Here is an 11808-nt window from a genome sequence, read left to right on the forward strand (position 1 = left end):
AATGGGTCGAACGATTGGCGACTTCCACCGCAACGGCCACGGTCTGCCGTGCCGTGTGGACGCAGTGGGTGTCGCCGACCGTCAGAGGCGGGGGTCGACCGGCTCCGACTCGCAGGCGAGGATCGCGAAGACCAGCGCGTGCCGACGCCACAGCGGGACGTCGGCGGCGTACCCGTCCAGGGCGGCCAGGCCGAGCGCGTGCTCGCGCAGCGCCAGCCCCCGCTTACGGCCCAGTGAGCGGCGACGCAACGCGGCGAGCTGGGCGGGATCGGTGTAGCCGGGGCCGTAGATGATCCGCAGGTACTCCCGCCCCCGGCACTTGATCCCCGGCTGGAGCAGCGAACCGCGTGCCGACCGGGCCGCCGGACCGGCGTACGGCTTGACCACCATCCCCTCGCCACCGGCCCCGGTCAGCGCCGACCACCACTCGGTGGCCTCCGCCACCGCCGCCTCGTCGGCCAGCTCCACCACCTGCCGTCGGGTCGGGGTGAAGAACTCCGGGTCGGCCGCGCAGAGCCGGTCGGCCAACGCCAGGTGCCAGCCGTGGTCCCGGTCGGTGAAGGTCACCTTCGCCCCGGCCAGCACCGCGAACGGCGCCAGGGTCACCCCGCGTAGCCCTTCGGTGGGGGCCACGTACGCCCGGTAGGCCGCCGAGTAGCCCTCGATCTCCGCCAAGCGGGCCGCCATCCGGTCCCGCAGCGTGTCCACCGGCAACCCGCGGGCGCTCGCGGCCTCCAGCGCAGCCAACGCCGCCGGCACCGCCGCCCGGCCGGCCGCCCCGACCCCGGCGTACTGCTCGCGGATCAGCCCGCCCGCCTTCGCCGACCAGGGCAGCAACTCACAGTCCAGCAGCAGCCGGTCGGTGCCCAGCTCGTCCCACAGCCCGGCCGTGCCGACCGCCGCCCGGACCCGGTCCAGCAACTCCCCGTCCAGCGGGGGGCCGAAGAACGGCCGACCGGTACGGGTGTGCACCACCCCACCGCCGAACCGGCCGGGTTCCCGCTCGACCAGCACCACCGCCCGGGAACCCATGTGCTTCTCCTCGCACACCACCTGCTCCACCCCGGCCGACCGGTAATCCTCGAACGCCTGCGCCGGGTGCTCCAGGAACCCCTCCACGGTCGACGTCGAACACGGGGCCATGGTCGGCGGCAACCAGACCAGCCGGCCCGGGTCCACCGCGAACCGGCTCATCACCTCCAGCGCGGCGGCGGCGTTCTCCGCCGGCACGGTCAGCGTGCCGTAGGCGTGCTCCAGGTGCCGACGCCCGGTCACGTCGGCCAGGTCGAGCACCGTGTCCGGGCGGGTCGGCGGGCTGACCAGCGGCCGGGCCGGGGCGTACCACTCCCGCTGGGCGTCGACCGAGACCAGCTCCCGTTCCGGGTAGCGCAGCGCGGTGAGCTTCCCGCCGAAGACGCAACCGGTGTCCACGCAGATCGTGTTGTTGACCCATTGCGGCGTCGGGGTCGGGGTGTGCCCGTACACGACCGTCGCCGCACCCCGGTAGTCGCGCGCCCACGGGTAACGCACCGGGAGGCCGTACTCGTCGGTCTCGCCGGTGGTCTCGCCCCAGAGCGCGAACGAACGGACCCGGCCCGACGCGCGGCCGTGGTAGGCCTCCTTCAGGCCGGCATGCGCCACCACCAGCCGGCCACCGTCCAGCACGAAGTGGCTGACCAGGCCATCGATGAAGGTCGCCACCCCGGCCACGAACGCCGGGTCCTCGGCGTCGAGCTGCGCCATCGTCTCGGCCAGGCCGTGGGTGAGTTTGACGTCCTGGCCCCGCAGCTTGCGCAGCAACTTGTGCTCGTGGTTGCCCGGCACGCAGATCGCGTGCCCGGCCGCCACCATGCCCATCACCAGGCGCAGCACGCCGGGGGAGTCCGGGCCGCGGTCCACCAGGTCACCCACGAATACGGCGGTACGACCAGCCGGGGGCACCGCGTCCACCGGGCGACCCGCGTCGTCGCGGTGCAGCAGGTAACCCAGCCGCGTCAACAACGACTCCAGCTCCGCCCGGCACCCGTGCACGTCACCGACGATGTCGAACGGCCCGGTCAGCTCCCGCCGGTCGTTGAACAGCTTCTCCAGCCGGATCCGCGCGGCGTCGATCTCCTCGACCCCGCGCAGCACGTGCACCCTGCGGAACCCCTCCCGGGCCAACTGCCCGGACGACCGGCGCAGGTCACGTTGCATCCGGGCCAGCACCTGCCGGCCGTGCGTGCGGTCGGTGCGGGCCTCGGTCCGTTCCCAGGCCAGCGCCTCCGGCACGTCCAGCACGATCGCCACCGGCAGCACGTCGTGCTCCCGGGCCACCGCGACCAGCCCGGCGCGGGCGTGCGGCTGGAGGTTCGTCGCGTCGACCACGGTGAGCCGGCCCCGCCGCAGCCGCACCCCCGCCACGTGGTGCAGTGCCCCGAACGCGTCGGCGGAGGCGGACTGGTCGTTCTCGTCGTCGGCGACCATCGCCCGGAACGCGTCCGAGGCGAGCACCTGGCTGGGCGCGAAGTGCCGGGCGGCGAAGGTGGACTTGCCCGAGCCGGAGACACCGACCAACGCCACCAGGGCCAGCTCGGGAATGTCGAGAGTGGTCATCGGGTCGCCTCCTGGCTGCCCACGGCGGTGAGGACGGCGAGCTGGGTGGGGTGGCCCAGCTCGGGGTCGTGGTCACCGACCCCGCTGATCGTGGCCGTGTAACCGTGGTCGGCGGCCACCCGGTCGACCCACGCCGCGAACTCGGCACGGGTCCACTCGAACCGGTGGTCGGGGTGCCGGAACCGTCCCGCCGGCAGCCCCTCGTACCGCACGTTGTATTCCGCGTTGGGGGTGGTCACCACGAGCGTGCCCGGTCGGGCGTGACCCAGCACGGCATCCTCCAACGCGGGCAGCCGCGCCGGGTCCAGGTGCTCGACGACCTCCATCAGCACCGCCGCGTCATAGCCGCGCAACCGGTCGTCCCGGTAGGTCAACGCCGACTGCCACAGCCGGACCCGGTCCTGCTGCCGCTGGGGCAGCCGGTCCAGCCGCAGCCGACGGGCGGCCACGGTCAGCGCCTGGGGAGCGACGTCCACGCCCACCACCTCGGTGTAACGCCGGTCGGCGAGCAACGCGGTGAGCAGCGCACCGCCGCCACACCCCAGGTCCACCACCCGGCTCGCGCCGCTGGCCGCCAGCGCGGCGAGCACCGCCTCGCGCCGCCGCACCGCCAGGGACGCCCGCCCAGGGTCGGCGTCCGCCGGGCCGGTGGCCTCGTCGACACTGTCGTCCGGCACGGGTACGTCGGCCAGCCGCAACTCGGCCAGCCGGGCCATCGCCTGCCCGGCCAACGCACGCCGGTGCGCCAGGTAACGCCGGATGATCAACACCCGGTCCGGGTGGTCGGCCAACCAGCCCGCCCCGGCCCGCAGCAGCTTGTCGATCTCGTCCGGGGCGACCCAGTAGTGCTTGGCGTCGTCCAGCACCGGCAGCAGGACGTACAGGTGGTTGAGGGCGTCGGCGAGGCGGACCGTGCCGGTCAGGCAGAGGTCGACATACCGGCTGTCACCCCATTCGGGGTGCTGTTCGTCGAGCGGGAGCGGGGCTGCGGTGACCGCCCAGCCGAGCGGGGCGAACAGCCGTACCGCCAGCTCCGCACCGCCCCGGCAACGCAGCACCGGCACCCGGATGCTCAGCGGGATCGCCGTGCCGGCCAGCTCCGGGCGGTCCCGGGACACCCCGCGCAGCGCGGAGCGGAACACCGTGGACAGCGCGGAGGACAGCAGGCTCGACGCGGCGTAGGCACGGTCGTTGACGTACTGCCCCAGGGTGAAGTGTTCCGGGGTGGACGCCGCCCGCCGCCCCACTCCGAGGCGCTGCGGATCAACCTCGACCAGCAGGGCGGCCGTGCACCGCTGCTCCGTCGCCTCCGGGTAGAACACGTGCGCGGTGCCCGCCGGCAGGTCGAACTCCTGCACCCGGTCGGGGTGCTTGACCAGCAGGAAACCGAGATCCGTCGCCGGCTGGTGGGTGGTGGTCAGGGTGAGCAGCACGCGCCCATGATCCCAGCGTGGCCGATCCGGCGTCGTCCTCATTTCCCTCGGGCCGTCGCTCCTCGGGCCGTCGCTCCTCGGGCCGTCGCTCCTCGGGCCGTCGCTCCCCGGGGCGCAGCGGTCCGGAGCCGTCGCTCCCGAGGGCCGTCGCTCCCCGGGGCTGCCGCTCCCCGGGGCCGCAGCGGTCCGGGTGCGCGGGCGGCGAGGCGCAACGCCCGGCGGGTCCGGCCCGGTCGGGTGCGCAGGCGGTGGAACGCGACGCCCCGCCGACCCGGGCGGGGTCGACGGGGCGTCGGAGGTGCGGCGGAGGTCAGGCCACGAAGCGGGTCCGGCGGCGGCGGGCCACCAGGTAGCCGGCGGCACCGGCGACGAGCAGCAGTGCGCCGACCCCACCGACCAGGGCCGTCGAGCTGCCGGTGATCGGGAGCGGGCCACCGTCACCGGCGCCCGCGCCCCCGTCACCCCCGCCGGGGCCGTCCGTGCCGCCGTCGGGGCCGGTCGCGTTGACGAGCAGCTTCGTGACGTCGTTGGCCGCGTTGGTGTCCTCGGTGAACCCTTCACACTCGCACTTGGCGTTGATCGTCACGGTGCCTGCGGCGTCCGGGACCACCTTGTCGATCCGCAGGTCGAACGAGAAGGTCTGCTTCTCGTTCACGGCGAGGTAGATGTCCGGGAGGCAGCGGTACGCCTTGGCGCCGGGCGTGCCGGCCTCCGACCAGTCCGCGTCGCCATCGGCGAATGGCATGCAGGTGTCGGGCACCTCGACGGCGGTGGTGCCGGTCGGCACGACGACGTCCACCTTCGTGACGGGGCTGCCGCTACGGCTGAAGTCCAGCGACGCCGGTCCGTCGTTACGGACGCCGATGGTGGCATTGACCACCTGACCGGCCTTGCCCTTCACCGAGTTGCCGATCGCGGCCAGGTCCGTCCCGTTCTTACCGGTGGCCTTGACCACCACGCTGGACCAGTTGTTGTAGGGGTCGGTGTCGGACTGGAGACCCCGCCGGTTGCCACCCTTGCCCAGGCTGAGTTCACCGCCGTCGCCGGGCTTGCCGATCGAGACGCCCAGATGCGCCAGGTACGTCGTGAAGTCCTCGAACTCCGCCACCGTCATCCAGTTGTGGTAGCCGTAGCTGCGGCCCGGGGCGTAGGCGTCCTTGCCGAGCAGGTACGGGGCGTCAGCGGTCCAGCTCTCACCGGGAGCCGCGACGAGGTCGGTGAAGCTGCACGTGCGCAGCTGGTCACCCTCGTAGGTGCAGTTGCTGTACTTCTTGCCGGGGCGGATGGCCCGGTCGTGGTCGAAGACCGCCACGGCACCCTTGACGGTGCTCTGCCCGACGTTCTGCACCGTGAGCGGGGCGGTGAAACTCCCACCGGGGGCCGTGGACCGCGTCACCTCGGTGCCGCCGGCGAGGTCGACACCCTCGCCGACCCGGACCTTGGCGGTGTGGCTGGCCGACTTGGCACCGTCCGCGCTGACCGTCACCTTGAGGTCGCCGCTGTCGCCGTCCTGGGCGTCGGCGGTCGGTGCGATGACGACGTTGAAGTAGCCGCCGATGCCCCACTCCTCGAGCTCGACCTCGAACGGGTCGGTGCAGACCAGGACGCCCTGCTGCGGCGAGGTGCAGTCACCGCTGCCCACGCTCTCCGGCTTGACCGTCACCTTTCCGCTGAGCCCGGCGAAGTCGTAGCGTACGCTCAGGCCGCGCAGGACGGCCGGCACGGAGCTGTGCAGCGTGGGCGAGTTCGTCTTGCCTTCGGAGCCGAGTGCGACGGTCGTGTCATCGAAGTAGATGCCAAGATTGACCTTTGCGCTCTCGGCCGACGCCGGGGTGGCCGAGGCGGCGACGAATGCTCCGGCCACGCTCAGCCCGGCGAGCCAGCGCCGGGTCGAGTGCTTGAGCATCATGGATTTCCTCCCGTGGGTGAGCAGCGAAGCCTGCGAATCCTATGGATCTCGCGCTTCCCGTGCTGCCCGTGATGCCGCGCGGGTCCAGAGATGGGCCGAACGGGCCGGCTGAACCGACACAACGGCCGGGTCGGGTCCGTGGACGGTTGCGGCGAGCCGCCGGACCGGGTCGCCGACGGGACTCGGATGGTGGAGGAGGATCAGGCGACGAAGCGGGTCCTGTGACGGCGGGCCACCAGGTAGCCGCCGAGGCCGGCAACGAGCAGCCCCCCACCCAGTGCGGCGAGAGATGCGGCGGCGCCGCCGGTGATCGGCAGTGAACCGTCCCCGTCCGGTTCCCCACCGGCACTGCCGTCGGCGGCCGGCAGGAACACGATCTCCGCCCGGTCGTTGCGGTGATCGGTGTCACCGTCGAGGGTGGTGGTCACCGCCCCGGCGGTCCGTCGGGTCAGCCGGTCGACGCGCAGCGTCAATGCGTAGGAGAAGGTCTCCCCGGCATCGGCGAAGTCCCCGGGACCACCGCACCCGTAGGACGGTGCACCAGGCTCGCCTATGTCGCCACCGTTCCACTTCCCGTCGGTGACCGGGTAGCAGTTCCAGACGATGTCGACCACCGTCAGGCCGTCCGGGATGTCGACCTGCACCAGGGGTTGTTCCCGCCACGTCTCCACGGTCGTCGGCCCCAGGTTGCGGAAGCCGATCGTCATCTTCACCCGGTCACCGACCCGCACCCGGGCCTCGTCGCCCACGGCGGCGGCGTCCGCCGTCCGGTCGCCGGTGATGGTCACCCGGACGTCGGTCCAGCTGTTCCGGACAGCGGGATCGGTCCGTGCCGCGGACGGCTGGGCGACCAGGCGCAGCTCGATGCCGTTACCGGGAGTGTCGGGCGGTTTCGGGGCGGTCGGGTCGTTCTCGACCAACGCCCAGTCGTCGGTGGTCCACCACTGGAGCCGGTTGGTCAGCACCAGGCCGCTGCGGGCGATCCGGTTCACCCTGAACGGCAGCGGATCCGAGAGGCGGTAGGTGACGCCCGGTTCGAGTTCCGTGTCGAAACGGCAGACGAGCGGGGTGCCCTCCCTCCACCGGCAGTTGCGGAAGTTGTCGCGGTACGTCAACAGCCAGTCCGGATCCATGGTGAGCACGACACCGCGTTCGGGTCCGGGGCCGGCGTTGCGCACGGTGCCGGTGACGTCGAGCAGGTCGCCGGGTTCGACGCTCAGCTCCGCCTTCGGTGCGGTCTGCAGGTCGACCCCCTCGACGACGGTCACCGTGGTGGTCCGGGTGCCGCTGGCCGCGGACGACGTCACGTCGAAGCGAAGCTCGACCCGGGTGTCCAACGGCGCGTCGGACCGGGCGTCGATCTGGAAGAACAGGGTGGGAAACTCGTTCGACATGGCCGCCTTGCCTTTTTTGGCGGTGCAGCGCAGGTGCCTGTCGGGTTGGGCGCAACTCCAGCCGTCGCCCGAGGTGGTGAGGCGGCCGACCTTGTCCAGCTCGGATAGGTCCAGGCCGAGGTGGAAGGGCTCGCCTTCGGCGAGGTGGGTGATGTCGATGCGGACCTGACCCGAGGTGCCGTGCCCGGGGGCGACCAGCAGGTTCCGCGATTCGATCTTCACCGCGCCGGCTGCGGTCGGCGCGGCGGCGGCGGAGACGAACGTGCCAACGGCCAGGGCGGGGGTGGCGGCCGTGCCGACGAACACGCCGACGGCGACGAGGGTGGCGAACCAGCGCCGTAGGTGGTGCCGAAGCATGAGGACTACCTCCCGGCGGGTGACGGAAAGTGGTCAGCCTCTCACGCAGGTCACACTCCGCGTTGCCCCGCCACGCCGGGACGTCGTCGGTCGGCCCGCACCGTCAGCGGTAGTCGTCCTCGTCGGCGGTGACCACCCGGGCCTGCTCCATCGCGTCCCAGTCGTCGACCTCCAGCCCCCGGTGCGGCTCCGCGTCGGTCTCGTCCGGACCGACCACGGCGGCCTGCTCGACCGCGTCGGCCGGCTCGGCCTCCGGGTCGCGTTCCTGCGGGTCGAGGTGGTCGCTCGGGGTGAAGTCCTCGTGGGGCTGACCCATCGTCCCTCCCTGGTGCCGGCGGCCTGTCCACCCCACCGTACGGGCTGGTGGCGGAGGTCGCCCGGTGGGCGCGGGAACGCGGGAACGTCCCACCGGGGACGTCGGGTGGTGTCAGGATGGGTCGGTGGGCTTCCTGATCCGACTGGTGATCACGGCGATCGCGCTGTGGGTCACCACGCTGATCGTGCCCGGGGTCGACGTCACCGGGCGCAACGGCGCGAACACCGCGCTCACCCTGCTGGTGGTGGCGCTGATCTTCGGCGTCGTCAACGCGGTCCTCAAGCCGGTGATCAAGGTGGTCGGCTGCGTGTTCTACCTGCTCACCCTCGGGTTGTTCGCGCTGGTGGTGAACGCCCTGCTGTTCATGCTGACCGATTGGCTCGCGCGCGCCCTCGACCTGCCGTTCCGGGTGGACGGTTTCTGGGCCGCCTTCTGGGGGGCCATCGTGATGGCCGTGGTGACCTGGTTGATCAGTGTCGCCGTACCGGACCGGTGGGAGCGCCGGTGAGCCGACCGGTGGACGGCCACCGGGGCGGTGGTGCCCGCCGTCGCCTCCTGCGGGATACTGCCGACGGTGGACAGCGCGGTCCGGCGCACCGATGGAAGTCAGCGGCCAGCGCGGCCGAGAGCGGTAAGTAAGGAGCTTTTCACATGCCCATCGCTTCCCCCGAGGCTTACGCGGAGATGCTGGACCGGGCCAAGGCCGGCCGGTACGCGTACCCCGCGATCAACGTGACCTCGTCGCAGACCCTGAACGCGGCGCTGAAGGGCTTCGCCGACGCGGAGAGCGACGGCATCATCCAGGTCTCCACCGGTGGTGCCGAGTACCTGTCCGGCCCGTCCGTCAAGGACATGGTGACCGGTGCGGTGGCGTTCGCCGCGTACGCGCACGAGGTGGCCAAGAAGTACCCGGTCAACATCGCGCTGCACACCGACCACTGCCCGAAGGACAAGCTGGACGGTTTCGTCCGGCCGCTGATGGCCATCTCCCAGGAGCGGGTGAAGGGCGGCCAGGAGCCGCTGTTCCAGTCGCACATGTGGGACGGCTCGGCCGTGCCGGTGGCGGAGAACCTGCAGATCGCCGCCCAGCTCCTCGACGAGGCCGCCAAGGGCAAGATCGTCCTGGAGATCGAGGTCGGCGTCGTCGGTGGCGAGGAGGACGGCGTCGAGAACGCCATCAACGACAAGCTCTACACCACCGTCGAGGACGGCCTGGCCATGGTCGAGGCGCTCGGCCTGGGCGAGAAGGGCCGCTACATGGCGGCGCTGACCTTCGGCAACGTGCACGGCGTCTACAAGCCGGGCAACGTCAAGCTCCGGCCGGAGATCCTCAACCAGATCCAGGAGGCGGTCGGCGCCAAGTACGGCAAGGACAAGCCGCTCAGCCTGGTCTTCCACGGCGGCTCCGGCTCGCTGCTGGAGGAGATCCGGGAGGCGCTCGACTACGGCGTGGTGAAGATGAACATCGACACCGACACCCAGTACGCGTTCACCCGGCCGGTCGCGGACCACATGCTCCGCAACTACGACGGCGTCCTCAAGATCGACGGCGAGGTCGGCAACAAGAAGCAGTACGACCCGCGTACCTGGGGCAAGCTGGCCGAGGCCGGTCTCGCCGCCCGGGTCATCGAGGCGTGCGAGCACCTGCGCTCCACCGGCACCCGGATGAAGTGACCCTTCCGCGTATCCGCCGACGGCCGGCTCCCCGCCCGGGGAGCCGGCCGTCAGTGTCGCGGCGGTGACCGGGACGGACCTCAGCCGGTCGCGGTGAGCACCCGGACGGCCTCGTGGACGTCGTCGGTGAGGTGGATGCTGGCGGACAGGTCACCGGCCGGCGACCCGGCGAACAGTGGGCGCAGCAGCGACTCGATCGGCAACTCCCGGGTCCAGTACGCCTGGTCGAGGAAGACGTACGCCCCGCTCGCGCCGTCCGTGCCGTAGTACGTCTTCGTCGCCGCCTGGAACACCTCCTGCACGGTGCCGGCCCGGCCGGGCGCGAAGACGATCCCGCCCCGGGCCAGCCGCAGGATGGTGTCCTCCCGGATGGCGTTGGAGAAGTACTTGGCGATCCGCCCGGCGAACAGGTTCGCCGGCTCGTGCCCGTACAACCAGGTGGGGATGGCCAGCCCGCCGGAGCGGGCCCAGTCCAGGCCGGGGCCGCGCTGCTGCGGCACGGTGGCGACGTAACGGTCCCGCACCGCCAGCGCGGCGGCCGTGTACCGGTCGTGATCGGTGAAGTCGGGGGCCACCGCCAGGAGGTCGATCGCGGTGTCCAACTCCCGCGCCGGCCAGGCCGCCAGGAACGCGCCCAGGTTGGCCGCCTCCATCACCCCGGGGCCGCCGCCGGTCACCACCAGCCGGTCGGCCCGCGCCAGCTCCCAGCCCAGCACCGCCGCCATCCGGTACGGCACACTGCCGCGCGGCACCGCGTGCCCACCCATCACCCCCACCACCGACTGCGGCCCGTGGGTGGCGAGCCAGGTCCGGGTCGCGTCGGCCAGGGCGTTGTCCACCCCGTGGTCGTGCAACCGCTGCCCGAGCGCCTCCTTCACGTCCGGCAGCGCGCCACCGTGGGCGCGGAAGTGCTCGTAGACCCGGGTGTCGTACATCCCGGCGAACCCGCCGTCGGCGAACCCCTCGGCCAGGTCGGTCGGGGTGTACAGGTGGGCCGGCTGGGTCGGGTAGGGCAGGCCGGAGAAGGGCGGCACCACGTTCGCCCCGCGCCGGACCAGGTCCGCGCCGACCTCCCGGCCGGCGAACCGGCAACCCACGAAGAGGGTCCCGGTCACCTCCGTGGCGGTCAGGTCGGGAACCGGATCGAGGTCGAGGCGCAGCCCCTGCACGGTCAACCCGGCGAGGCTGCCGGCGACCAGGTGCCGGTCGAACTCGGCCCGGGTCTCGATCTCGTCATGACTGGTGTCGTGCGGCGCGATGACGTCCGCGGGAGGTGGGGTCGGCACCCCGCCATCCTGCCCCCACCCCGCCACCCCCGCGCGGCGGCAGGGGCACCGACGACAGGAGCCCGGCGACCGAGGTCGCCGGGCTCCTGCGTAACCGGGTCCTGGGGAGGCTCCGGACCAATAGTTGTAGTGGAAAATATCTTCGTGCGGCATGGGCCGCAGGGTCGACCGGCGGGACCGCTGGGGTGGATCGCCCGAGCCGCGCGGGTCGCCGGTGCGACCGCAGGGCCGGTACGGATGGCCGAGGGTTCACCCGACAGGGTCCCGGGCGTGACGTAGACCTCCACCGTTCAGCCACCGTATGCACCCGACCCCCTCGCGCGGTGCAGGGCGAAGCGGGTTGAATGGGGCGATGCAGAACCTGTTGCCTGAGCCTCCGGCCACCCTCCTGCCCGCGCACGACGACGCGGACGCCGCGCTGGCCACCGCCGCCGAGCACGGCACCGACGAGGCGTACGCCGAGGTCGCGGCCCGCTTTCCCACCCACAGCGCGGCCTGGGCGGCCCTGGCCACCCGTGCCCTCGACGGCGGTCAGGTGATCGCCGCGTACGCGTACGCCCGCACCGGCTACCACCGTGGCCTGGACCAGTTGCGGCGCAGCGGCTGGAAGGGGCACGGCCCGGTCCCGTGGTCGCACGCCCCGAACCAGGGCTTCCTGCGCTGCCTCTACGTCCTGTCCCGGGCCGCCGGGGAGATCGGCGAGGCGGACGAGGCCGCCCGGTGCGCCCAGTTCCTCCGCGACTGCGACCCGGCGGCCGGGGACGCCCTCGCCAGCGCCTGACCGGCCGGTCGACGCCGGCCCGCCCCCGACAAGTCCGTGCGGGGTGGGCCGGTGCCGACGGTT

At 72.4% G+C, this 11808-nt stretch carries 9 protein-coding genes; 3 read left to right on the plus strand and 6 right to left on the minus strand.

Going from position 1 to position 11808, the window contains the following annotated elements; genetic code table 11:
• Positions 1–81: 81 nt before the first annotated feature.
• The 5 genes from JQN83_RS02215 to JQN83_RS02235 all read right to left on the minus strand — a co-directional run bounded on the left by JQN83_RS02215 (position 82) and on the right by JQN83_RS02235 (position 8004).
• The gene (locus JQN83_RS02215; protein WP_208565310.1) at positions 82–2595 is read right to left on the minus strand and encodes a polynucleotide kinase-phosphatase; all 2514 of its coding nucleotides are present in this window, start codon (positions 2593–2595) and stop codon (positions 82–84) included.
• Positions 2592–4028, minus strand: coding sequence for a 3' terminal RNA ribose 2'-O-methyltransferase Hen1 (locus tag JQN83_RS02220; RefSeq protein WP_208565311.1), 1437 nt, complete (start codon positions 4026–4028; stop codon positions 2592–2594). Before JQN83_RS02220 ends, JQN83_RS02215 begins: the two co-directional genes overlap by 4 nt.
• A gap of 310 nt (positions 4029–4338) precedes the next feature.
• Positions 4339–5934 (minus strand): LPXTG cell wall anchor domain-containing protein, encoded by a 1596-nt coding sequence (locus JQN83_RS02225; RefSeq protein WP_208565312.1) that lies wholly within the window; start codon positions 5932–5934, stop codon positions 4339–4341.
• Between the two features lie 203 nt (positions 5935–6137).
• Positions 6138–7688, minus strand: a complete 1551-nt coding sequence (locus JQN83_RS02230) for an LPXTG cell wall anchor domain-containing protein (RefSeq protein ID WP_208565313.1) — start codon at positions 7686–7688, stop codon at positions 6138–6140.
• Between the two features lie 103 nt (positions 7689–7791).
• The gene (locus tag JQN83_RS02235; RefSeq protein ID WP_208565314.1) at positions 7792–8004 is read right to left on the minus strand and encodes a hypothetical protein; all 213 of its coding nucleotides are present in this window, start codon (positions 8002–8004) and stop codon (positions 7792–7794) included.
• Between the two features lie 124 nt (positions 8005–8128).
• Here JQN83_RS02235 and JQN83_RS02240 point away from each other — a divergent pair, with 124 nt between their 5' ends.
• Complete coding sequence (locus JQN83_RS02240) at positions 8129–8512, plus strand: phage holin family protein (RefSeq protein WP_208565315.1); 384 nt, start codon at positions 8129–8131, stop codon at positions 8510–8512.
• A 143-nt stretch (positions 8513–8655) separates the two neighbouring features.
• On the plus strand, positions 8656–9678 hold the full coding sequence (gene fbaA / locus JQN83_RS02245) for a class II fructose-bisphosphate aldolase (protein ID WP_208565316.1): 1023 nt from the start codon (positions 8656–8658) through the stop codon (positions 9676–9678).
• An 80-nt stretch (positions 9679–9758) separates the two neighbouring features.
• On the opposite strand, the gene JQN83_RS02250 is transcribed toward fbaA, so the two are convergent.
• Entirely contained in the window at positions 9759–10964 is a 1206-nt protein-coding gene (locus JQN83_RS02250) for an LOG family protein (RefSeq protein WP_208565317.1), read from the minus strand.
• Positions 10965–11316: 352 nt separating this feature from the next.
• On the opposite strand from JQN83_RS02250, the gene JQN83_RS02255 reads away from it, so the two are divergent.
• The gene (locus JQN83_RS02255; protein WP_208565318.1) at positions 11317–11745 is read left to right on the plus strand and encodes a DUF3151 domain-containing protein; all 429 of its coding nucleotides are present in this window, start codon (positions 11317–11319) and stop codon (positions 11743–11745) included.
• Positions 11746–11808: the final 63 nt, after the last annotated feature.

The organism is Micromonospora antibiotica (assembly GCF_017599305.1).
Classification (GTDB): domain Bacteria; phylum Actinomycetota; class Actinomycetes; order Mycobacteriales; family Micromonosporaceae; genus Micromonospora; species Micromonospora antibiotica.

Bases quoted from the DNA above. Each gene is read 5' to 3' on its own strand.
- JQN83_RS02215 (WP_208565310.1), bottom strand. From the start codon at position 2,595: ATGACCACTCTCGACATTCCCGAGCTGGCCCTGGTGGCGTTGGTCGGT.
- JQN83_RS02225 (WP_208565312.1), bottom strand. From the start codon at position 5,934: ATGCTCAAGCACTCGACCCGGCGCTGGCTCGCCGGGCTGAGCGTGGCC.
- JQN83_RS02230 (WP_208565313.1), bottom strand. From the start codon at position 7,688: ATGCTTCGGCACCACCTACGGCGCTGGTTCGCCACCCTCGTCGCCGTC.
- JQN83_RS02235 (WP_208565314.1), bottom strand. From the start codon at position 8,004: ATGGGTCAGCCCCACGAGGACTTCACCCCGAGCGACCACCTCGACCCG.
- fbaA (WP_208565316.1), top strand. From the start codon at position 8,656: ATGCCCATCGCTTCCCCCGAGGCTTACGCGGAGATGCTGGACCGGGCC.
- JQN83_RS02255 (WP_208565318.1), top strand. From the start codon at position 11,317: ATGCAGAACCTGTTGCCTGAGCCTCCGGCCACCCTCCTGCCCGCGCAC.